The organism is Bradyrhizobium sp. P5_C11_2 (genome assembly GCF_054049755.1).
The window spans coordinates 1-21,071 of record NZ_JBFULT010000082.1; the positions used below are offsets into that span (position 1 = coordinate 1).

Genomic DNA, 21,071 nt, shown 5'->3' on the forward strand with positions numbered 1-21,071 from the left:
GCGTATGGCGGCCGCCGGCGGCGGCCTCATGCGCGCGGATGCGCTTGGTCGCCTCGATGCCGTCGAGCTGCGGCATCTGGATGTCCATCAGCACGAGATCATAGGGCGTGCCGGCCGACGAAGCGGCGAGCCAGGATTCCAGCGCCGCCTCGCCATGGACCGCGATCACGACGCGGTGGCCAAGCTTTGTCAGCAGCGACCGCATCAACAGCGCGTTGATCTCGTTGTCCTCGGCGACCAGGATCGAGAGGCCCTTCGCCGGCGTTCCGCTGGCTGCGGGTTCGGCAGGCTCCGGGGCGAGATCGGGCGAGGCGATTTCCGGCGCCAGCGCCAGGCGTGCGGCGAGCGAGGCCGCGCGCAGTGGCTTCACCAGAAAGCCGGTGAAAGCCGGTGAGAGCTTTTCATGACGCGAGCTCGATGTCAGCAGCACCAGGCGCTGCGTCGCATGTGCGCGGGCCGCTTCGCCCAGGCGGTCGGCGACGCCGGCGCCGAGCGCACGGTCGATCAGCACCGCGTGCCACGAGCGTTCCGGCAGCAGCGCCTCGGCCACGGCGGCATCCGAGACTGTGCAGGTCTGGCCGCCCCAGCGCTCCAGCCTCAGTGCGATCAGCGAGGCCTCGATGCCGTCGGCGATCAGCAGGATCGACTTGCCGGCGAGGTCGGGGCTCGGGAATGCCGTCTGTCCCGCGCCTCCTTGCGATGGCACGAGCGGGATCGCGACCTCGAAGGTCGAGCCCTTGCCCGGCTCGCTCGTGAGCGTGATGCGGCCGCCCATGCGCTTGACGATGCGCTCGCTGATGGCCAGCCCAAGCCCGGTGCCGCCATAGGTGCGCGCGACGCGGTCGTCGGCCTGCTCGAATTCACGGAAGATGCGCGACTGTGCTTCGGGCGCGATCCCGATGCCGGTATCGCGCACCAGAAAACTGATCTCGTTCGGCCAGATCCCGGGCTCGACGATCAGCGCGACGCCGCCGCTCGCGGTGAATTTGATGGCGTTGCCGGCAAGGTTGAGCAGCACCTGGCGCAGCCGCGCGGCGTCGCCGACGACTTCCAGCGGCAGGCGTTCGTCGACATAGGCGGCGATCTCGAGAGTCTTGGCCTGCGCGCGCGGCGCCAGCAGCTCGGTGATTTCCTCGATCAGCGTCGAGAGCGCGAAGGGGCGCTGGTCGAGATCGAGCTTGCCGGCCTCGATCTTGGAATAGTCGAGCAGTTCCTCGATCAGCGCCATCAGCGCTTCGCCCGAAGTTTTCACCGCCCTGGCATAGGTCGTCTGCTCCGGCGTCAGCGTGGTGTCGAGCAGCAGTCCGCCCATGCCGATGATGCCGTTGAGGGGGGTGCGGATCTCGTGCGAGGCCATCGCGAGGAAGCGCGATTTGGCGCGGTTGGCGGCGTTGGCCTGGTCGCGCGCCTCCGACAGCGCCCGCTCGGTCTCGGTGCGGTCGGTGACGTCGCGCCCGACGCTCTGCAATTCGGCCGGCTGGCCGGCATCGAGCCGCACAAAGCCCTCGCGCCAGGCGATCCAGCGCCCGCCGACCGGCGTCGCAATCTTCTGGTCATGGATGCGCGTGCCGTTGCTCTCGCGTGCGCTCTCGCCCTGCTCCAGCACGTCGAAATCAAAGCGCGTGCCGACCAGCGCGCCGCGTGGCTGTCCTGCCAGCGCGCAATAGGCATCGTTGGCGAAGGTGATGCGGCCCTGATGGTCGCGCAGCACGATCAAATCGCCTTGCGACTCGAACAGGCTGCGGGCGCGCTCTTCGGCTTCCTTCAGCTCCCAATTGCGGTCGATCAGCGCTTCATTGTGGGCCGCCAGCGTGCGCAGCCGCTTGTTGACGAAGCGCAGCCGCATGCTCAGCGTCGCCAGGCCAAGGCAGGCGAGCGCGAACAGGAAGCTTGCGCCGATCGCGAATGCATTGGGGTCGTAACCGGAATTCTCGGACCGGCTGCCGGCGATGAATCCGAAGGCGCCGCCGAACGTCGCCGAGAAGATGATGAACGAGCGGATGGCGAAGGCGATCTTGGGATAGCGGCGCCTGAAGCGGCGCATGCGCACCTTGATCCGGAACGTCCGACCCATCGCCACCGACCCTTACCCGAAACCCTGTGAGCGCCCGCTGCGACGATGTGCCTATCGACCYTGCGAACAGTTTGAGGTTTTGGCGCCGCCTCCAAACAGGGTTGACGAGGTGTTAACGGCTCACAGCGAAGCGGCCTGGAGGTGGCGCTGGCCGCCGCGGGCGCCGACGATCAGGGCCGCAGCATCGCGCTGCGAGAAGGTCTTCGAGCGCACATAGATGCGGTAATCCGCAGGTCCCTCGGTGGAGAGATAGATCACCGGACCGCCATCGACGGGCTGCGCGGCAATCGTGACAAGGCGTGTCGACGGATTGGCCTGGCAGGAGTCCGGCTCCGAACCGAGGCCGTCGTCCACCACCGCAAAGTCCGCGGCGTCGGCATCGTCGGTGATCTGGACCCGCACCGTGGCCCGTGCCGGATCTTCGGTGAAGGCGACATGCACGCCGGCGGTCCAGAACAGCGACGTGAGCTCGACCGAGGTCTCGCCCAGCGCGATGCAGGGATGCGAGACCGATCCGATCTCTGCGCGGGCGAACACCGCGGCCGCCAACAGGGGAACAACCGAGGCCAGGATCTTGAAACGCAACATGACACGCTACTCGCCGGGCCCGAGGGAACTCGTGGCGGGGACTTGTGGGCCTTATGGTTTGCAGAGCGTAAAGGAAACTCGTTACCGCCGGGTTGATGCGCGGAAGGATCAGACCAACTGCCGCACATCCTCCGCGAGTGCGCGGTAGGACAGCGCTTCGGCGAGATGCAGCCGGCCGATCTTGTCGGCACCGTCGAGGTCGGCGAGCGTGCGCGCCACCCGCAGCACGCGGTGATAGCCGCGTGCCGACAGCCGCATGGTCTCGGCCGCATCGCGCAGCAGTTTTTGCCCCTGCGCGTCGGGCTTGGCGATCTCCTCCAGCACCGAGGCAGGGGCCTCGGCATTGGTGCGGACGTTGGGCATGCCCGCATCCGCGTAGCGCGCAAGCTGGATGTCGCGCGCCGCCGCGACGCGCGCGGCGACCTCGGCCGAGCCTTCCGCCGGCGGCGGCAGGATCAAATCCGCCGCGGTCACCGCAGGCACCTCGATGCGCAGATCGATGCGGTCCATCAACGGGCCGGAGATGCGCGCCTGGTAATCGCCGGTGCAGCGGTCGATGCGGCCGCGCTTGCAGGCATAGCCCGGCTCGAACGCATTGCCGCAACGGCACGGATTCATCGCGGCGACCAGCATGAAGCGCGCCGGATAGGTGACGCGGTGATTGGCGCGGGAGACCGAGACCTCGCCGTTCTCCAGCGGCTGGCGCAGCGAATCCAGCACGCGCGGATCGAATTCGGGCAGCTCGTCGAGGAACAGCACGCCCTGATGCGCGAGCGAGATTTCGCCGGGCTTGGCCCGCATGCCGCCGCCGGTGAGCGCGGCCATGCTGGCGGAATGATGCGGCGAGCGGAACGGTCGCCGCGCCGTCAACGCGCCGCCTTCGATTTCGCCGGCAACGGACGCGATCATCGAGACTTCCAACAATTCGCCCGGCGACAGCGGCGGCAGGATCGAGGGCAGCCGCGCCGCCAGCATCGACTTGCCCGCGCCGGGCGCGCCGATCATCAGCAGATGATGGCCGCCGGCGGCTGCGATCTCCAGCGCCCGCTTGGCGCTCTCCTGGCCCTTGATGTCGCGCAGGTCGAGCGGCGAGGCGGCGGCTTCATGCACCTTGGGCGAGGGCCGCGACAACACCTGCGTGCCCTTGAAATGGTTGGCGATCTGGATCAGCGAACGTGCCGCAACGATCTGGATGTCCGGGCTCGCCCACGCGGCTTCCGAGCCGCACGCCGCCGGGCAGATCAATCCTTCCTCGCGCACATTGGCGCCGATCGCGGCGGGAAGAACGCCGGCAACGGGCGCGATCGAGCCGTCGAGGCCGAGCTCGCCGAGCACCGTGAAGCCCGTCAGCGCATCCGGCRGAATAGCCCCGATCGCCGCCATCAGCCCGAGCGCGATCGGCAGGTCGTAATGGCTGCCTTCCTTCGGGACGTCGGCCGGCGCCAGATTGACGATGATCCGCCGCGCCGGCAGCGCCAGGCCTGATGCGATCAGCGCCGAGCGGACCCGCTCGCGCGCCTCGGACACCGCCTTGTCGGGCAGGCCGACGATGGCAAAGGCCGGCAGGCCCGGCGCAACCTGCACCTGCACGTCGACCGCGCGGGCCTCGATCCCCTCAAAGGCGACGGTAGAAACCCGCTGAACCATGCCCGAACCAGCCCTGCCTCTCGCACAATCGAGGGTAGCAGAGCATGGCGGCCTTCGCAAGAACAATACGGGAACATCAGCGGCGGCCCGGCAAACCCTAACCACTCGTAAACGCGGTGCCGACACTACGCCTCGAATGCGAACGGCCCCGCTCAGCACATCCCAACGAATGTTCGCTATTGCTAGGGGTGCGGGATGGGCCGTGGTCTAACGGGTGAACAATTCAAATGCTTGCAAATCGCCGGAGAACCGAACGTCGGGTGTGCAGCCGGCTCGCCAAGATTCATTTTGGTGCGGGCTCGCTGCCACGGGACTGCACGATCACGGATATCTCGGACGGGGGCGTGAAAGTGGTGGCGGAATTTCTGGAAGTGCCGCCGCAATTCACCATCATCTTCGCGCCGGATTATTCCCGCCAATGCCGCCTGCGCTGGCGCATCGGCTGCGAATTCGGTGCCGAATTCACCGATTGAGACGCGGGCAACCGCGTCCTTAACGGGACTTTAGCGTTAATCGGTAAGCATCCCTGATCAGTCGCCGAGTGATCAGAGTATGTCCAAGCGTTCGTCCCTTGCCTCTCCCCCGGCGAGATTGCTGCTTCCCGCGCTCCTGGTGCTTGTCCTCGGCGGTTGCCAGACCATGAGCCTGGACGACGTGACCGGCGCGCTCGGCGGCAAGTCCGAACCGGCGGCCAAGGCGGATCCGAAGCCGGACATGGACGCATTGCGCGAGCGCTATCGCGCCAGGCCGAGCGATCCCAACGTCGCGCTCGAATACGGCAAGGCGCTGCGCGAGACCGGCCAGCGTGCGCAGGCGGTCGCGGTGCTGGAACAGGCCGTGCTCGCCCATTCCAGCAACAAGGCGCTGCTCGCCGGCTATGGCCGAGCGCTCGCCGACAGCGGCAATTTCCAGCAGGCATTCGACGTGCTGAGCCGCGCGCACACGCCGGAGGATCCCGACTGGCACATCCTGTCGGCGCAGGGCGCGGCGCTCGACCAGCTCGGCCGCAACGAGGAAGCGCAGCAATACTACGCCGCCGCGCTCAAGATCGTGCCCGACGAGCCGCAGGTGCTGTCCAATCTCGGCCTGTCCTACATGCTCCAGAACAATCTGCCCCGGGCCGAGGAGACGCTGCGCCGCGCGCATGAACGCAACCCTGCCGCTGCGCGCGTCCGGGCCAATCTGGCCCTCGTGCTGGGACTGCAAGGAAAGCTGGCCGAGGCCGAGACCATCGTGAAGGCCGATCTGCCGCCGGCCGAGGCCGCGGCGAAGGTGACGGCGCTACGCCAATTGCTGGCGAAGCAGCAGCAGCGGGCGGAGAAATAACCCGCCGCCGGTCTGCGCCTACGACGCCTTGCGATGCGGGGCGGAGCCGCGTCCCGTCCTGCCCTTCAGCTTCTTCAACAGCGGTCCGAACAGCGAGCGCTTCGGCTTCTTCACCTCGCCGCGTCCGGCGAGGCGGTTCGCCATGTTCTGGAACAGCCCGGTGGTGCGGTGGCTCTTCGAGACCTCGGCGATCATCTGGCCGTTGTTGGCCGCGGTGGAGAACAGCTTCGAATCGAACGGGATCACCGCGAGTGGCGGGCTTTCCATCGTCTTGACGAACGCCTTGACCTCGATCTCCGCCCGCTTGTGCATGCCGACCTGGTTGATGCAGTAGAGCGGCGGACGGTCGTTCGGCCGCGCCGCCTTCAGCACGTTGAGCATGTTCTTGGTGTTGCGCAAGTTCGCGAGATCGGGCTCGGCCACGATCACGATGTCGTCGGCATTGACCAGCGCGCGCCGCGTCCATCCCGACCATTGATGGGGGACGTCGAGCACGATGCAGGGTGTGGTCATGCGCAGGGTGTCGAACACGGCGTCGAATGCTTCGGCGCCGAAATCGTAGACACGGTCAAGGGTGGCAGGCGCAGCAAGGAGGCTGAGGCGCTCGGTGCATTTGGCGAGCAGGCGCTCCATCAGCGCCGTATCCGGCCGGTCCTGCGACAGCACCGCGTTGGCGATGCCCTGCACCGGATCCTGGTTGTAGTCGAGGCTCGCGGTGCCGAAGGCGAGATCGAGATCGATCACGACGGAATCGAGCGCGAGGTCGCGCGCGATGGTCCAGGCCACGTTGTGCGCGACCGTGGAGGCGCCGACGCCGCCCTTGGCGCCGACCACGGCGATGACGCGGCCGGTGATGATGGCTTCGGACGCCGAGAACAGGCTGCAGATCGAGCGCACCACGTCGATGGTCTCGACCGGCCCGATCACGTAGTCGTTGACGCCGCGGCGCACCAGCTCGCGATAGGGCGCGGTGTCATTGGGATTGCCGATCACGACGACGCGGGTGCCGGGATCGCAGACGCCGGCGAGGTCGTCGAGGCCCTCGAGGATGTCGCGGGTGCCGTCGGATTCGATCACGATGACGTTCGGCGTCGGCATCGTGTCATAGACTTCGATCGCCGCGGCGAGGCCGCCGCTCTTGGCGGTGAGATGCGCCTTGGCGAGCCGGCGGTCCTGCCCCGCCGCGGTCACCGCGGCGAGCGTCTGCTCGGTCTCGCAAAAGGCCTGCACCGAGATGCGAGGAACCGGCGCAATGTGTTCCTCGGGGTGCTGCGGATCGTCCGCTTCTTCGTCGTGGACGCTTGTCATTTGCCGGTGTCGCTGAGTTTGGCCTTGTCGGCTTCGGGTGAGGGGGTCGCGATCGGCGTGCCCTTGCGATAGCGCTCGAAGGCGATGTCGCGCCGTGCGGTATAGGCCGGCGTCTCGGCGCGCGGCTGCTCGAGGTCGGCGGGATTGTCGATCATGGCCGCGAGGTTGCGCTGGCTGGCGCAGCCCAGATTGAAATACGGCCGGTTCTCGTTGTAGCCGGGGTCGAGAATGGATGGGCCGATGTCTTCCGGCCACAGCCCGCAGGGCCCGGCGACCGCGGCGATCCTGGAATAGCTCAGCCGGATGGTGGGCAGCAGCGCGGCATCCTCGGGCCGGTAGGGATGCTGGACGATGGCGCGCGACGGCACGCCGCCGGCCGCGAGCACGGAGCGGATTTCGTGATAGGTCGCCGCCGCGGCTCTGGAATTCGCGGTGTCGATCGGCACGTCGACGATGACGGAGCCGGTGCCTTCGCTCACCCAGTCCCGGGCAATGCCGGAGACGTCCGAGTGCTGCGCGGCCGAGAGGCCGCCGCGGGCCTTGCCGACGAAGATCACGATCGACCGCTTGGCTTCCTGCACCGCGATCGGGTGACGCTGGCGATAGTCGGTCGGCACCGTCTGGGTGACGATCTCGCCGGTGGTGTTGCACGCGCCGAGCATGACGGAGAGCCCCGTCAGCGCAAGCGCGAGACGCAGGTTGCGACGTCGATCGGCCATGGTCTTCGTCATCGCTTCATCCCCCTCTAGCCCCTTGCCCCGTTCCCCAAGCCGTCCGTCGGTCTCAGTCGATGATGAAGCCGAAATCGCCGCGGGCGCCGTCGATCGGATCGACGCGGCGCGCGATGCCATAGAGGCGGTTCATGCGGCCGAGCAGCGCCGTCTGCGCATCCGAGGCCGGCGCAAAGCCGTCGTCGGGCCGCGACAAGTCCTTCTGGGCGACCGCGCGCACCACATAGGGCGTCACGATCACCATCAGTTCGGTCTCGTTGTTGACGAAGTCCTGGCTGCGGAACAGCGCGCCGATGATCGGCACCTGGTCGACGCCGGGCAGGCCGTTGATCGCCTGCTTGGTCTGCTGCTGGATCAGGCCGGCCATCGCCATCGAGCCGCCGGAGGGAATCTCGAGCGTGGTCTCGGCGCGGCGGGTCTGGATCGAGGGGATGGTGATCGAGCTGGTCTGGCCCGCGGACACCGCCTGCGTCACGGAGATGGCGTTCTGATTCGACAGCTCCGAGACTTCGGTCATCACGCGCAGGCTGATGCGTCCCTCGCTCAACACGACCGGCGTGAAGTTCAGGGAGATGCCGAACTTCTTGTAGGTGATCTGGGTGGTACAGACGTGGGTGACCGGATCGCAGGAATAGCCCGCAGGGATCGGGAATTCGCCGCCGGCGATGAAGGTGGCGGACTCGCCGGAGATCGCCGTCAGGCTCGGCTCGGCCAGCGTCCGCATCACGCCGGCGCTTTCCATCGCGCGCATCGTGGCGTTGACGGTGGCCACGCCTTTTGCGAGCCCGGTAATACCGAGCCCGTTGCTGCTGACGAGCGGGCCGCCGGAGACCGAGAACGGGTTGGAATTGTTGAAGTTCACGACCGCGGTGCCGGCGTTCAGGCTGGCGCTGAGATCGACGCCCAATTGCTTGACGATGTCGCGGCGCACTTCGCCGACGACGACCTTGAGCATCACCTGGTCGCGGCCGCGCACAACGATGTTGTTGACCACCTTCTCGGAGCCGCCGACCAGCTTTGCGGCGACGTCGCCGGCCTGCTGCGCCTCGACCGGGCTCGACACCGAGCCGGTCAGCATCACGCTGTCGCCGACGCCTTCAATTTGCACGCCCGGCAGCGACYGACGCAGTGCCGTGCGCATGCCGTTGAGGTCGCGCTTCACCGCGATGTCGTAAGCGGCGACCTGCTGGCCGTCGGCGGTGAAGAACACGACATTGGTCTGGCCGACCTGGCCGCCGATGATATAGGCGCGCTGCGCCGAGCGGATCACCGCATTGGCGATCTTGGGATCGGCCACCAGCACGTCCTTGACCTCGCGCGGCAGGTCGATGACGACGGACTTGCCGACGCCGAGCGACAGCGAACGCGTCCTCGCCGGCGCGATGCTGGCGACCGGCGCCACGCCGAGATCGGGCGCCTGGATCGGCGCCTGGTCGCCGACCGGCGCATCCGCAGCCTTCGCCAGGTCTGGCGCTGCGACCAGCCCCAGCATCAGCATCACCCCCGCCCGGAACGTGCGCGCGCCATTCCCCCGAATGCGCAGCGCCGTCCGATAGTCCCCATGTCTCATCTTGGGTATCCCCATCACTTCTGTGACGTTAGTTGCCGCGCCGGGACGCCGTAGCGGATCACGTTGACGCCGCCGGGACGCTTGACTGTCTGGTCTTCGGAGCTGTCGTCCGACGCCTTGGCATCGACGATGCTCCGCAATGCGAGCTGCAGCGTGCCGCCCTGGCGCGCGGCTGCGAGGGTCGCCACCTGGTCCGGCCGGAGCTCGAGCGTGACGGTCTTGCCGAGGACGGCGTTCTGGCCGTCCTTTTCCTTCGGCGCCTGGTCGATCGCCAGCACGCGGATGTTGCTCAGGATGGCCTCGGACACGATGAGGTCGTTGCCGCCGGTGGCGCCATCGGGATTCTTCAAACGGCGCGTCAGGATGATGTCGACGCGGTCGTTCGGCAGGATGAAGCCGCCGGCGCCGGTCTCGGCGGAAATTTCGGTGGAGATGGCCCGCATGCCGGTCGGCAGGATCGCGGCCATGAAGCCGGAGCCATCGGCCCTGACCAGCTTCTGCTCGCGGATCGGCTCGCCCTGCATCAACGGCACGCGCGCGATCGAGCCGGCGATCTGGGTCTGCGCTTCCGGCCGGCTGTCGCGGCGGATGAAGGCGCTGCTCGCGGTCGTCGCGGGCCAGGACTGCCATTGCAGGTCCTCGGGCTTCACGGCCTGGCCGAGCTGGATGTCGTTTTTCGCGACGAGAACCTCGACCGTCGGCAGCTTCTCGGCGACGGGAAGGGCAGGCGTGGGCTTGTTGTCATAGCCGCTCGCCAGATAAGCGGCGACGCCGCCGGCGCCCAGCGCGATGACGAGAACGACAATGCGTGCGGTATTCATACGCCTCTACTCTTACGCGGGACACGCGAACCGCACCTGGCGGGTTCCCCGGTCTCGATGAGTAGGGAGTAAAAGTATAAGGGGTGTTGCGAGGCCGAATGTGATCGCCGGTCACGATGCGAGTTCTGGCCGGATGGTGAATGCCCCGTTATTCGGCAGGCCAGCGGCCCCCGTAGATTCACGCACCGCGGCTCATGCGTTCGCACGAGGCGCGCGGCGTCATGGTGAACGGGTGGTTAGTGATGTTCGGGCTTGAAGCCGCATCGTCTTGGCCGCGGTGAGACAGAAACAATTGGCAACATCATCGGTGTCGTCCCGGCGAAGGCCGGGACCCATACCGCGTGATCTCTCGAGTGTAGAAGGTAGAAGTACCAACGAGGAGTCTTCGCCCGGCCTTCGCCGGGACGACGTTGGAGAGTGGCCGTGCGCGTCCTCTACGCGGTCACTTCCGCCCTACTTCGCCCGCTTCTGCTCGATCGCGTCCCAGACCTTGGCCGCGACGTCCGGGCCGCCGAGCCGGGCGATGGCGCGGATGCCGGTCGGCGAGGTCACGTTGATCTCGGTGAGGTTGCCGTTGATGACGTCGATGCCGACGAACAGCAGGCCGCGCTCGCGCAGCGCCGGGCCGACGGTCGCGCAGATCTCGCGTTCGCGCGGGGTGAGCTCGGTCTCCTGCGCCGCTCCGCCGCGCACCATGTTGGAGCGGAGGTCGTCGGCCGCGGGCACGCGGTTCACGGCGCCGGCAAACTCGCCATTGACCAGGATGATGCGCTTGTCGCCGTGCTTCACCTCGGGGATGAACTGCTGGATCACCCAGGCCTCCTTGAAGGTGACCGAGAACATGTCGAACAGCGAGCCGAAATTCATGTCCTGCGGCATCACGCGGAACACCGCCGCGCCGCCATGGCCGTGCAACGGCTTCATCACGACGGCGCCGTGCCGGTCGCGGAAGGCGTTGATCTCATCCAAGTCGCGCGAGATCAGTGTCGGCGGCATCAGCTGCGGAAAGTTCATCACGAACAGCTTTTCCGGCGCGTTGCGCACCGAAGCGGGATCGTTGACCACCATCGTCTTGGGGTGAATGCGCTCGAGCAAATGCGTCGAGGTGATGTAGGCGAGGTCGAACGGCGGGTCCTGGCGCAGCAGCACCACGTCAAAGCCGTTCAGCGCCTCGCGGCGCGGCTCGCCGAGGGTGAAGTGATCGCCGGGCTCGTCGCGCACGGTCAGGAGCTGAACGGGAGCCACGATTTCATCGCCGACCATCGAGAGCTTGTCGGGCGTGTAATAGGACAGGCCGTGGCCGCGCCTCTGCGCCTCCAGAAGCAGCGCGAAGGTGGAATCGCCCTTGATGTTGATGCGGGCGATGGGGTCCATCTGGACGGCGACGTTCAGTTTCATGGTCTGCCTTTCAGGTCGAGGCGTCGAATGCCGCCAACACATGGCGCGGAAGTGACCGCGGCGCAATCAGCATGGCGTCGAATCGCAGTTCGAATTCCGCATGCTCGGGATGCGCGGCGAGCCAGCCCTGCGCGGCGTCGATGATGCGCTGCTGTTGGCGCGGCGTCACGGCAAAGGCGGCGTCATCCAGCGTCGCCCGGGCCTTGACCTCGACGAAGGCGATCAGGTTGCGGCGGCGCGCCACGATGTCGATCTCGCCATGCGGGGTGCGGTAGCGTTTGGCGAGGATGCGATAGCCCTTCGCCATGAGGAAGGCCGCGGCGCGGCTCTCGGCCGAGATGCCGGTGCGGAACGCGGCGACCCGCTCCGGCGAGGCGATCTTTGGTTCCGCGGGCGTCGCGCCGTCAGTCTTCGCCATCGCCGCCCCGCAAGTCCTTCGCAAGCGCGAGCGCACGGGCATAGACCTCGCGGCGCGGCCGCCCCGACAGCTCGACCGCATGCGCCACCGCGTCCTTGACGCTGTGGGTGGCAAGCTGCCCGCGCAGGAGGTCGTCGAGCGCGCCGGCCGCCATCACCTCCGCGTCAGCCGCGGGCGGGCCAATCACCAGCACGAATTCGCCGCGCGTTTCCAGCGTGTCCGCGTCGCGCGCAAGCTCATGCAGCGTCGCGCGCGAAATCTCCTCATGCAGCTTGGTCAGCTCGCGGCAGATCGCGGCTTCGCGGCTCCCCATGATGCCAGCGAGCTCGGCCAGCGTGTCCTGCACGCGGTTGCCGGATTCGAACATCACCAGCGTCGCATCGATACGGGCGAGCTCGGTCAGGCGGTTGCGACGGGCGGTGGCCTTGGCCGGCAGAAAGCCCTCAAAGAAGAAGCGGTCGGTCGGCAGCGCCGCCACCGACAGCGCCGCCAGCACCGAGGACGGGCCCGGCAGTGCGAACACCGCATGGCCGGCCGCGCAGACCTCGCGCACCAGCTTGAAGCCGGGATCGGAGATCAGCGGCGTGCCGGCGTCCGACACCAGCGCGATGGAGCCGCCCTGCCCCAGCGCCTCCAGAATTTTTGGCCGCGCGGCTTCCGCGTTGTGCTCGTGATAGGGCTTGAGTGGCGCCGAGATGTCGTAGCGTTCGGTCAGGCGCCGCGTGATGCGGGTGTCCTCGCAGGCGATCATATCGACCCCGGCGAGCGTCTGAAGCGCGCGCAGCGTGATGTCGCCGAGATTGCCGATCGGGGTCGCGACCAGATGCAGGCCCGGCGCCGCCTTCGGCGCCGCCAGCCGATGGGCATCGATGGAAAACCCGCGCGGGGCGGGATCCGTAGTCTCAGGTGTATTTATCGGGCTCGGCTTTGCGCGCATAATGAAACGAACTTAGGCATGATCCCCGGGGCTGGGAACCGGTCCTCGGAAAAAGATCGCGCCAGGTCAGGGGTGAGGAAGGGCTGGAATGTGATCCATCCGGCATCACATTCCAGAGGGAATGAAGTGTCAGCGCCATATTCGCGGCGGAAACGCCGCCTTGATGCGGGTGACGGATGGCGGACAGCTAGCCAGGGCTTGAGGTGCGGCCGCGTTAAGCGGTCATTATCCTTTTGTTTTAGTTAACTATTTGCCGACAATATGCCTGAATCCGCGGCTTGTGTCGTGGAAAGAATGTTGTGACCGGCTGGCGACGCCGGTCAGAAGAGAAGCTGTGATGCTGGGCCCGCGCGATCCAAAATCTCCCGTTCAGGGCTCCCGATTATCAGGGGCGACCCGGCGGAGCGCGCTTGGGCTGTTGCTCGGCGCGCCGCTGTTGTCGGCCTGCGCCGGCGTGCAGCAGAGCCTCAGCCAGTTTTCCAATCCCTTCAGCAGCTCCTCGCCGCCGGCGCAGCCTGGGGGTCCGCCGCAACAGGCCACGACCGCCGGCACCGGCGGGGTGAAGGTCGCCGTGATCCTGCCGCTCTCGGCCGCCGGCAACGCCGGTTTGGCCGCGCAATCCATGCGCAACGCCGCCGAGATGGCGCTGGCCGAATTCCAGAATCCCAACATCCAGCTGCTGATCAAGGACGATAATGGCAGCCCGCAAGGCGCCCAGCAGGGCGCGCAGCAGGCGCTCGACGAAGGCGCGGAGGTCATTCTGGGGCCGCTGTTTGCCCAGTCGGTGCCCGCGGTGGCGCAGGTCGCGCGCACCCGCGGCATCTCGGTGATCGCGTTCTCGACCGATTCCAGCATTGCCGGCCGCGGCGTCTACCTGCTCTCCTTCCTGCCGGAATCCGACGTCAACCGCATCGTCGAATATTCCGCCAGCGTCGGTAAGCGCTCCTTCGCCGCGCTCGTGCCCGACAATGCCTATGGCAATGTCGTCGAGGCGGCGGTGAAGGCGGCGGTGCCGCGGCGTGGCGGACGCATCGTCGCGTTCGAGAAATACGGCGCCGATCGCGCCACGCCGGCGCGGACCGTGGCGCAGCAGCTCGGCAGCGCCGATGCGCTGTTCATTGCCGATGATGGTGACGCCGTCGTCGCGGTGGCGGATGCGCTGACCGCGGCGGGTGCGAATTTGCGCAACATCCAGTTGCTCGGCACCGGCCTGTGGGACAATCCGCGCGTCTATGCCAGCTCTGCGCTTCAAGGCGGTCTCTATGCCGCGCCGGATCCGGCCGGCTTCCGCGCCTTCTCCGGCCGCTACCGCACCAAATACGGTGCCGAGCCCGTGCGCACCGCAACGCTCGCCTATGACGCGGTGGCGCTGGTCGCAGCGCTCGCGCGCACGCAAGGCACCACGCGCTTCTCCTCCGACGTGCTCACCAACCCTTCCGGCTTCGCCGGCATCGACGGCCTGTTCCGCTTCCGCGCCGACGGGACGAATGAGCGCGGCCTCGCGGTGATGAAGGTGACGACCGGCGGCGGTGTGGCAGTGGCGGGTTCGCCGAAGAGTTTTGGGGCGTAGTTGGTTTCGTAGCCCGGATGGAGCGCAGTGCCGTAGGGTGGGTTAGCCGAAGGCGTAACCCACCATGCTTCCGCGCACGCGGGACGAAGTTGGTGGGTTACGCCTGCAGATGCGCTTTGCGCATCTGCAGGGCTAACCCACCCTACGGCAGCTCGTTACGCCGCGAGATCCGCGACCACGGCATCCAGTACCGGGAAACCGCTGCTGGTCACCCGCAACCGGCCCGTCGCATCCACGATGATCGCGCCTTCTTCGCGCAGCAGCGCGATGCGTTTGGGATCGAGCGGGCGGCCGGAGAGCGCGCTGTAGCGCTCGGGGTCGATGCCCTCGGCGAGGCGCAATCCCATCAGCAGGAATTCGTCGGCACGTTCTTCGCTGTTGAGGAGATCGTCGGTGACGACGCCATCGCCGTTGGTCTCGACCCGCATCAGCCAGGCTTCGGGCCGCTTCTCGGTGGCGGTCGCATGCCTGATGCCGTCGATGTCGAGGCGGCCGTGTGCGCCCGGTCCGATGCCGGCGTATTCGTGGCCGCGCCAATAGACCAGATTGTGCCGGCACTCGGCGCCGTGCCGCGCGTGGTTGGAAATCTCGTAGGCGGGCAGCCCGAGCTTGTCGCAGGTTTCCTGCGTCACGTCGTACAGCGCGCGCGCGACCGCTTCGTCCGGTGTCTTCAATTTGCCGGCCTGGTGCAGGCCGAAGAACGGCGTGCCTTCCTCGATCGTGAGCTGGTAGAGCGAGAGATGCTCGGCCGCCTCGTCGATCGCATGCCGGAGTTCATCGGCCCACATCGCCGGCGTCTGGTCGGGGCGGGCGTAGATCAGATCGAACGAATAGCGATCGAACGAGCGGCGCGCGATGGCGACCGCGTCGAGCGCCTCGCGCGCGCTGTGCATCCGGCCCAGCGCTTTCAGCGAAGCATCGTCGAGCGCCTGCACGCCGAGCGAGACGCGGTTGACGCCGGCGGCGCGATAGCCGGCAAAGCGCGTGGCCTCGACGCTGGTCGGGTTCGCCTCCAGCGTCACTTCGACATCGCCCGCGACCTTCCAGTGCTTGCCGATCGAATCGAGCACCGCGCCGACGGTCGCGGGCTGCATCAAGGACGGCGTGCCGCCGCCGAGGAAGATCGAGGTCACTTCGCGGCCCGGCGCGCGCTGCGCCGTTGTCTCAATCTCGCGCGCGAAGGCGCTCGCAAAGCGTGCCTCGTCGATCGCGGCGTGGCGGACATGGCTGTTGAAGTCGCAGTACGGGCACTTCGACAGGCAGAACGGCCAGTGCACATAGACGCCGAAGGCTTCCTTAGCGCGGCTCAAGGCAGATCTCCGCCAGTTTCACGAAGGCGCGGGCGCGGTGCGACAGGCCAAGACCGAGCGGCGGCAGGCCGTGCTTCTCGATGCTCTCCATCTCGCCGAAGGTGCGGCTGTGGCCGTCGGGCAAGAACATTGGATCGTAGCCGAAGCCGGCGGTGCCGCGCGGCGGCCACACCAGCGTGCCGTCGACGCGCGCCTCGACCTCTTCGCGATGATCATCGGGCCAGGCAACGCAGAGCGCGGAGACGAAGTGCGCCTTGCGCTTGTCGGGCGCGGTGGCGCCGCGCTCCAGCAACAGGCGCTCGATCCGCGTCATCGCCGCGGTGAAATCCTTGGTCGGACCGGCCCAGCGCGCGCTGTAGATGCCGGGTGCGCCGTCGAGCGCGTCGACCACGATGCCGGAATCATCGGCGAACGCGGGAAGCTTGGTCGCCTGCGCCGCCGCGATCGCCTTGATCGCCGCATTGCTGCGGAAATCATGGCCGGTCTCTTCCGGCTCGGGCAGGCCGAGCTCTCCGGCCGAGACCGCCTCGACGCCGTGCGGCGCGAGCAGCTCCCGCATCTCGGCGAGCTTGCCGGGATTGTGGGTCGCGATCACGAGTTGGCCTGTGATTCGGCGGTGCATGGCCTATTGACTACGCCACGGCCAGTTTCTGCAAGTCCACGAGACGTGCGACGCCCTTGCGCGCCAGCGCCATCAGCGCCAGGAACTCGGCTTCCGTGAACGGCTCGCGCTCCGCGGTTCCCTGCACCTCGATGATGCGGCCATCGCCGGTCATGACGAAATTGGCGTCGGTCTGGGCTTCCGAATCCTCGGCATAGTCGAGATCGAGCACCGGCGTGCCGTTGTAGATGCCGCAGGAGATCGCGGCGACGTTGTCGCGCATCACATTGGCCTTGATCATGTTGCGCGCCTTCATCCAGCTGATGCAGTCGGCGAGCGCGACCCAGGCGCCGGTGATCGAGGCCGTGCGGGTGCCGCCATCGGCCTGGATCACGTCGCAATCGACCGTGATCTGGCGCTCGCCGAGCGCTTCGAGATCGACGATGGTGCGCAACGAGCGCCCGATCAGGCGCTGGATTTCCACGGTGCGGCCACTCTGCTTTCCGGCGGAAGCCTCGCGGCGGGTGCGTTCCAGCGTGGCGCGCGGCAGCATGCCGTATTCGGCGGTGACCCAGCCGCGGCCCTGGCCCTTCAGCCACGGCGGCAGGCGCTCTTCCAGCGTCGCGGTGACCAGCACATGGGTGTCGCCGAACTTCACCAGGCAGGAGCCTTCCGCATATTTGACCACGCCACGCTCCAGCGTCACGGGGCGCAATTCATCGGGCGCACGGCGGCTTGGCCGCATGGGAATTCCTCCAAAACTCACGGGAAAAGGCTATTCGCGGTGCTTGTAGGTGGGGTGGGGATGGGCGGCAAGGCCTTTTCGGTCCCCAGGCAACCTTCAAGCAACCGCAAAACCACGCTTGTCAGCGGCCTCCCGGATAGACAAGTTACAAGCATCCGAGAGGAGTTGACGTCTGTGGCCCATCACGATCCGATCCATCTGATCGCGCCGCGCGCAGGCCTCGCCCAGCTCAACGAGCGGTCTCGCGACATCTTTCGTCAAATCGTCGAGAGTTATCTCGCGACCGGCGAGCCGGTCGGCTCGCGCAATATCTCGCGCCTGATCGCCATGCCGCTGTCGCCGGCCTCGGTCCGCAATGTCATGGCCGACCTGGAACAGCTCGGCCTGATCTATGCCCCACACACCTCTGCCGGCCGACTGCCGACGGAACTCGGGCTGCGCTTCTTCGTCGACGCCCTGATGCAGGTCGGCGATCTCAATGACGGCGAACGGCAGGCGATCCAGAGCCAGTTGACCTCGGTCGGCCAGGCGCAATCGGTCGAGGCCGCGCTGGAGGAGGCGTTGACGCGGCTCTCCGGCCTGACCCGGGCCGCCGCCGTCGTGCTGACGCCGAAATCCAATGCGCGGCTGAAACACATCGAATTCGTCCGGTTGGAACCGGAAAAGGCGCTGGTGATCCTGGTCGGCGAGGATGGTCAGGTCGAAAACCGTGTGCTGACGCTGCCGCCGGGGGTTCCATCCTCGGCCCTGACCGAAGCCGGCAACTTCCTCAATGCACGAATCCGGGGCCGGACCCTGGCCGAGGCGCGGCTGGAACTCGAGACCGCGCTCGGCGAGGCGCGCACCGAGCTCGATCAGCTGACGCAGAAGGTGATCTCGGCCGGCATCGCCAGCTGGTCCGGCGGCGAGAACGAGGACCGCCAGCTCATCGTCCGCGGCCACGCCAATCTGCTCGAAGACCTGCATGCGCTGGAGGATCTGGAGCGGGTGCGCCTCCTGTTCGACGACCTCGAGACCAAGCGCGGCGTCATCGACCTGCTCGGCCGCGCCGAGACCGCCGAGGGCGTGCGGATCTTCATCGGCTCGGAGAACAAACTGTTTTCCTTGTCAGGCTCCTCCACCATCATCTCGCCCTATCGGGATGCCGCCGGCCATATCGTCGGCGTTTTGGGCGTGATCGGGCCGACGCGGCTGAATTATGCCCGCGTGATCCCGACCGTGGACTACGCCGCCCGCATCGTCAGTCGCCTGCTGGGCGGCTGACCGGCGGCCCAGTCGATCACGGGCGCTTGATTTTCGGCGTCCGAAGCACGATATGCGGGCGAGAAAACCCCTGAGACGAATACGAAAAGAGAGCCGATGAACGATCGAGACCGGCAACCCGAAGACACGACCGCTGCGACCGGCGAGCCCGTGGTGTCAAAGCCCTATGTGATGCCCGACGATCCCGAGCCCGGCTCGGTCGAGCTGTTGCAGCAGGAGGCCGCCGAGGCGCGCGACCGCATGCTGCGGACGCTGGCCGAGATGGAAAATCTGCGCAAGCGCACCGCCAAGGAGGTGGCCGACGCCCGCCTCTACGGCATCACCGGCTTCGCCCGCGACGTGCTCGACATCGCCGACAATCTCCAGCGCGCGCTGGACGCGGTTCCGGCCGAGGCCCGTGCCGCCGCCGATCCCGGCCTGACATCGTTGATCGAGGGCGTCGAGCTCACCGAGCGCTCGTTGCTCAATGCGCTGGAAAAGCACGGCGTGAAGAAGTTCGACCCCTCGGGCCAGAAGTTCGATCCGAACTTCCAGCAGGCGATGTTCGAAGTGCCGGATCCGTCGGTGCCTGCGGGCACCGTGGTGCAGGTTATGCAGGCCGGCTACACCATCGGCGACCGGGTGCTGCGCCCCGCTCTCGTCGGCGTCGCCAAGGGCGGCGCGAAGGCTGCACCCGCGGCGAACAACAACGAGTCGAGCGGCGCGGCCAACTGAGTTTGGGCGTCATTCCGGGGCGATGCAAAGCATCGAACTGACGGTGCGCACCTGAGAATCTCGAGATTCCGGGCTCGATGCTTCGCATCGCCCCGGAATGACCGCGTGAAAGTCTTACGCGCTCGCCGCGATGTCCGCCGACTGAATCCGCTTCACGCCGGCCTTGGCCATGTCGGCCCAGGCTTTTGCCAGCGAGCCCTGCGTGTCGATGCCGCGGCAGGCGTCCTCCACGACATAGACCTCGAAGCCCGCCTTGCGCGCGTCGAGCGCGGTCCAGGCGACGCAGAAATCCGTCGCCAGCCCAGCGACGAAGACGCGCTTGATCTTGCGCCCCTTCAGATAGCCGGCGAGGCCGGTCGAGGTCTTGCCGTCGGCTTCGAGGAAKGCCGAATAGCTGTCGACGTCCTTGTGAAAGCCCTTGCGGATGATGAGCTCGGCGTGCGGGATCGAAAGGTCCTTCGACAGCGCGGCGCCGTCGGTGCCCTGCACGCAATGGTCGGGCCACAGCACCTGCTTGCCATAGGGCAGGTCGACGGTCTCGAACGGCTTCTTGCCGGAATGAACCGAGGCGAACGAGATATGGCCGGGCGTGTGCCAGTCCTGCGTCATCACCACATTCGCGAACGCTTTTGCCATTTTGTTGATGACGGGCACGACCTGCTCGCCTTCYTTCACCGCGAGACTGCCGCCTGGAAGGAAGCAGTTCTGCACGTCGATCACGAGCAGCGCGGATGATTCATCCGGCTTGATCGATGCGGCTGCAAAGAGCGCGGTTGGAGCGATCGCTGCGAGGGCGCCCGTCCCAAGCGCCGCCAAGATTTGTCGCCGATCCAGCATCGTTCGCCTCCCTCCAGGATGAACCCGATTGGGCAGGAGCCTAGTTCCGCTTGTGTACGAACAGAAGCCCGAAAATGCAGCCGGCTTTGGTGAGTGCTTAAGCGCGCTATCGTCACGTCGTCCCGGCGAAGGCCGGGACCCATACGCCGCAGCAATAGTTTTGCGAAGACTCGGAGTTACCAGCGCGCCCCGCAACCACGCCCTGTGGTGATGGGTCCCGGCCTCCGCCGGGACGACACCGAGGATGTGGAGCCGCCTTCGCTAACCCTTCGGCTGGATGCCGTCGCGCACGGCGCGGAAGCGGGTGAAGGCGGCTTGCCACTGGTCGCGCGGGGCGCTGGCGATGATGCGTAGCGAGGCGCCGCCGCTCGAGAAGCGGATCCACTGCACCACGGTCACCGGGGTCTTGTCCTTGCCGCTGACGCCGTCGATCCGGGTCTCGAAACCCTGCTGGCCGTTGATGCGGATCGGCTCGGACATGGTGACGCGGGATTCGCGCACGCCGGGGATCTGGAGCGCCGCCTCCTGGGCGAAGCGGGCGCGGTCGTCGGCCTGCTGCGGGGTGGCGCCGATCAGGCCGAGGATCATGAACGGCTTCGACTCATAGCCTGTGGTCTCGTCGCCGTCGGCCAGGATGATGCTCGAGCCCGGCGCCAGCGTGCGGACATCCTTGAAATCGGCGAGATCGGTGATCTTGAACGGCATCAGCGCGATCTGCTCCTCGGCCGAGACCTGCTTGCGGGTCACGGCGCTCGCGAACATCTGCCGCACCGCCTCGTCGGTGTAGATCTTGGTCGCATTCTCCGGGATCTGCACCGCGACATAGCCGGAGAAGCCGGCGCCCGGCACGATCATCGAATAGCGCTTCACCGGGGTGTCGCCGGCCTTGCCGCTTTCGGTGGTGAAATAGGCGAGGCCCGCGGGGGTCTCGATCTTGTCCTGCTTGACGCCATTGGCGCCGGCCGGATTGGAATTGAAGGCGCTCACGACCTCGCCATAGGCCGCCGGCGGCAGCTCGGTGATCAGCACCTTGACGTTGCCGTCCTCGCTCTCGAAGCCCGGAAAGGTTTTTGCCGTGCCGAGGCCGATCAGCGGCACCATGCCGAGGCGCAGCCCGGGCGGGAAGACGGCGTCGGCGGCAAGGGCCGGAAATGCCGTGGCGGCGAGCAGGGCGAGCGCGGCGAGGGGGCGGATCAGCTTCATGGGCACTCTG

Annotated in this window: 20 protein-coding genes; 5 read left to right on the forward strand and 15 right to left on the reverse strand. The window is 67.1% G+C overall.

Annotation, left to right across the window (positions count from 1 at the left end; translation table 11 throughout):
- The 3 genes from ACXJL8_RS11305 to ACXJL8_RS11315 all read right to left on the reverse strand — a co-directional run.
- Positions 1–2,074, reverse strand: a 2,074-nt coding sequence (locus ACXJL8_RS11305; protein WP_456684999.1) for an ATP-binding protein, incomplete at its 3' end; no start/stop codon positions are given.
- A gap of 120 nt (positions 2,075–2,194) precedes the next feature.
- Complete coding sequence (locus ACXJL8_RS11310; RefSeq protein WP_456621449.1) at positions 2,195–2,662, reverse strand: hypothetical protein; 468 nt, start codon at positions 2,660–2,662, stop codon at positions 2,195–2,197.
- 108 nt (positions 2,663–2,770) lie between these two features.
- Entirely contained in the window at positions 2,771–4,309 is a 1,539-nt protein-coding gene (locus tag ACXJL8_RS11315) for a YifB family Mg chelatase-like AAA ATPase (RefSeq protein ID WP_456685000.1), read from the reverse strand.
- Between the two features lie 227 nt (positions 4,310–4,536).
- Between ACXJL8_RS11315 and ACXJL8_RS11320 the strand changes: the two genes are divergently transcribed.
- Entirely contained in the window at positions 4,537–4,782 is a 246-nt protein-coding gene (locus ACXJL8_RS11320; RefSeq protein WP_456621447.1) for a PilZ domain-containing protein, read from the forward strand.
- A 79-nt stretch (positions 4,783–4,861) separates the two neighbouring features.
- Positions 4,862–5,635 carry a tetratricopeptide repeat protein gene (locus ACXJL8_RS11325; protein ID WP_456621446.1) on the forward strand — a complete coding sequence of 258 codons (774 nt, stop codon included), beginning with the start codon at positions 4,862–4,864 and terminating at the stop codon, positions 5,633–5,635.
- An 18-nt stretch (positions 5,636–5,653) separates the two neighbouring features.
- Here ACXJL8_RS11325 and ACXJL8_RS11330 read toward each other — a convergent pair whose 3' ends face one another.
- The 7 genes from ACXJL8_RS11330 to rsmI form a co-directional block, all read right to left on the reverse strand.
- The gene (locus tag ACXJL8_RS11330) at positions 5,654–6,943 is read right to left on the reverse strand and encodes an AAA family ATPase (RefSeq protein ID WP_456621445.1); all 1,290 of its coding nucleotides are present in this window, start codon (positions 6,941–6,943) and stop codon (positions 5,654–5,656) included.
- On the reverse strand, positions 6,940–7,674 hold the full coding sequence (locus ACXJL8_RS11335) for a CpaD family pilus assembly protein (RefSeq protein ID WP_456621444.1): 735 nt from the start codon (positions 7,672–7,674) through the stop codon (positions 6,940–6,942). The genes ACXJL8_RS11330 and ACXJL8_RS11335 overlap by 4 nt, the downstream gene beginning before the upstream one ends.
- A gap of 52 nt (positions 7,675–7,726) precedes the next feature.
- Positions 7,727–9,244, reverse strand: a complete 1,518-nt coding sequence (locus ACXJL8_RS11340; RefSeq protein ID WP_456685001.1) for a type II and III secretion system protein family protein — start codon at positions 9,242–9,244, stop codon at positions 7,727–7,729.
- A 14-nt stretch (positions 9,245–9,258) separates the two neighbouring features.
- A complete protein-coding gene (cpaB, locus tag ACXJL8_RS11345) occupies positions 9,259–10,065 on the reverse strand; it encodes a Flp pilus assembly protein CpaB (protein WP_456621442.1) in 807 nt (268 codons plus the stop codon).
- A gap of 453 nt (positions 10,066–10,518) precedes the next feature.
- On the reverse strand, positions 10,519–11,463 hold the full coding sequence (gene gshB, locus ACXJL8_RS11350) for a glutathione synthase (RefSeq protein WP_456623155.1): 945 nt from the start codon (positions 11,461–11,463) through the stop codon (positions 10,519–10,521).
- A gap of 10 nt (positions 11,464–11,473) precedes the next feature.
- Positions 11,474–11,881, reverse strand: coding sequence for a YraN family protein (locus tag ACXJL8_RS11355; protein WP_456623156.1), 408 nt, complete (start codon positions 11,879–11,881; stop codon positions 11,474–11,476).
- On the reverse strand, positions 11,868–12,818 hold the full coding sequence (gene rsmI, locus ACXJL8_RS11360; protein WP_456623157.1) for a 16S rRNA (cytidine(1402)-2'-O)-methyltransferase: 951 nt from the start codon (positions 12,816–12,818) through the stop codon (positions 11,868–11,870). Before rsmI ends, ACXJL8_RS11355 begins: the two co-directional genes overlap by 14 nt.
- A gap of 337 nt (positions 12,819–13,155) precedes the next feature.
- On the opposite strand from rsmI, the gene ACXJL8_RS11365 reads away from it, so the two are divergent.
- Positions 13,156–14,388 (forward strand): penicillin-binding protein activator, encoded by a 1,233-nt coding sequence (locus ACXJL8_RS11365; RefSeq protein ID WP_456623158.1) that lies wholly within the window; start codon positions 13,156–13,158, stop codon positions 14,386–14,388.
- Positions 14,389–14,543: 155 nt separating this feature from the next.
- Here the strand turns inward: ACXJL8_RS11365 and hemW are convergent, their stop codons facing one another.
- From hemW to rph, 3 genes are read right to left on the reverse strand one after another with little or no spacing between them, the layout of a single operon-like run.
- Positions 14,544–15,698: a radical SAM family heme chaperone HemW gene (gene hemW, locus ACXJL8_RS11370; RefSeq protein ID WP_456623159.1), complete on the reverse strand. Its 1,155-nt coding sequence runs from the start codon at positions 15,696–15,698 to the stop codon at positions 14,544–14,546.
- Positions 15,685–16,320, reverse strand: a complete 636-nt coding sequence (gene rdgB, locus ACXJL8_RS11375; RefSeq protein WP_456623160.1) for an RdgB/HAM1 family non-canonical purine NTP pyrophosphatase — start codon at positions 16,318–16,320, stop codon at positions 15,685–15,687. Before rdgB ends, hemW begins: the two co-directional genes overlap by 14 nt.
- Positions 16,321–16,330: 10 nt before the next feature.
- Positions 16,331–17,044, reverse strand: coding sequence for a ribonuclease PH (gene rph, locus ACXJL8_RS11380; RefSeq protein WP_456623161.1), 714 nt, complete (start codon positions 17,042–17,044; stop codon positions 16,331–16,333).
- Between the two features lie 174 nt (positions 17,045–17,218).
- Between rph and hrcA the strand changes: the two genes are divergently transcribed.
- Positions 17,219–18,307 (forward strand): heat-inducible transcriptional repressor HrcA, encoded by a 1,089-nt coding sequence (gene hrcA / locus ACXJL8_RS11385; protein ID WP_456623162.1) that lies wholly within the window; start codon positions 17,219–17,221, stop codon positions 18,305–18,307.
- A 96-nt stretch (positions 18,308–18,403) separates the two neighbouring features.
- Positions 18,404–19,021 (forward strand): nucleotide exchange factor GrpE, encoded by a 618-nt coding sequence (gene grpE, locus ACXJL8_RS11390; protein WP_456623163.1) that lies wholly within the window; start codon positions 18,404–18,406, stop codon positions 19,019–19,021.
- Positions 19,022–19,135: 114 nt separating this feature from the next.
- On the opposite strand, the gene pncA is transcribed toward grpE, so the two are convergent.
- Entirely contained in the window at positions 19,136–19,858 is a 723-nt protein-coding gene (gene pncA / locus ACXJL8_RS11395; protein WP_456623164.1) for a bifunctional nicotinamidase/pyrazinamidase, read from the reverse strand.
- Positions 19,859–20,119: 261 nt separating this feature from the next.
- Positions 20,120–21,061 carry a hypothetical protein gene (locus tag ACXJL8_RS11400; protein ID WP_456623165.1) on the reverse strand — a complete coding sequence of 314 codons (942 nt, stop codon included), beginning with the start codon at positions 21,059–21,061 and terminating at the stop codon, positions 20,120–20,122.
- Positions 21,062–21,071: the final 10 nt, after the last annotated feature.

What these genes read in the sequence shown, in the direction of transcription:
- cpaB (WP_456621442.1), bottom strand. Translation starts at nt 10,065, where the DNA reads ATGAATACCGCACGCATTGTCGTTCTCGTCATCGCGCTGGGCGCCGGC.
- ACXJL8_RS11365 (WP_456623158.1), top strand. Translation starts at nt 13,156, where the DNA reads ATGCTGGGCCCGCGCGATCCAAAATCTCCCGTTCAGGGCTCCCGATTA.
- rph (WP_456623161.1), bottom strand. Translation starts at nt 17,044, where the DNA reads ATGCGGCCAAGCCGCCGTGCGCCCGATGAATTGCGCCCCGTGACGCTG.
- grpE (WP_456623163.1), top strand. Translation starts at nt 18,404, where the DNA reads ATGAACGATCGAGACCGGCAACCCGAAGACACGACCGCTGCGACCGGC.
- ACXJL8_RS11310 (WP_456621449.1), bottom strand. Translation starts at nt 2,662, where the DNA reads ATGTTGCGTTTCAAGATCCTGGCCTCGGTTGTTCCCCTGTTGGCGGCC.
- ACXJL8_RS11400 (WP_456623165.1), bottom strand. Translation starts at nt 21,061, where the DNA reads ATGAAGCTGATCCGCCCCCTCGCCGCGCTCGCCCTGCTCGCCGCCACG.
- rsmI (WP_456623157.1), bottom strand. Translation starts at nt 12,818, where the DNA reads ATGCGCGCAAAGCCGAGCCCGATAAATACACCTGAGACTACGGATCCC.
- rdgB (WP_456623160.1), bottom strand. Translation starts at nt 16,320, where the DNA reads ATGCACCGCCGAATCACAGGCCAACTCGTGATCGCGACCCACAATCCC.
- gshB (WP_456623155.1), bottom strand. Translation starts at nt 11,463, where the DNA reads ATGAAACTGAACGTCGCCGTCCAGATGGACCCCATCGCCCGCATCAAC.
- ACXJL8_RS11355 (WP_456623156.1), bottom strand. Translation starts at nt 11,881, where the DNA reads ATGGCGAAGACTGACGGCGCGACGCCCGCGGAACCAAAGATCGCCTCG.
- ACXJL8_RS11335 (WP_456621444.1), bottom strand. Translation starts at nt 7,674, where the DNA reads ATGACGAAGACCATGGCCGATCGACGTCGCAACCTGCGTCTCGCGCTT.
- ACXJL8_RS11320 (WP_456621447.1), top strand. Translation starts at nt 4,537, where the DNA reads ATGCTTGCAAATCGCCGGAGAACCGAACGTCGGGTGTGCAGCCGGCTC.
- ACXJL8_RS11325 (WP_456621446.1), top strand. Translation starts at nt 4,862, where the DNA reads ATGTCCAAGCGTTCGTCCCTTGCCTCTCCCCCGGCGAGATTGCTGCTT.
- ACXJL8_RS11330 (WP_456621445.1), bottom strand. Translation starts at nt 6,943, where the DNA reads ATGACAAGCGTCCACGACGAAGAAGCGGACGATCCGCAGCACCCCGAG.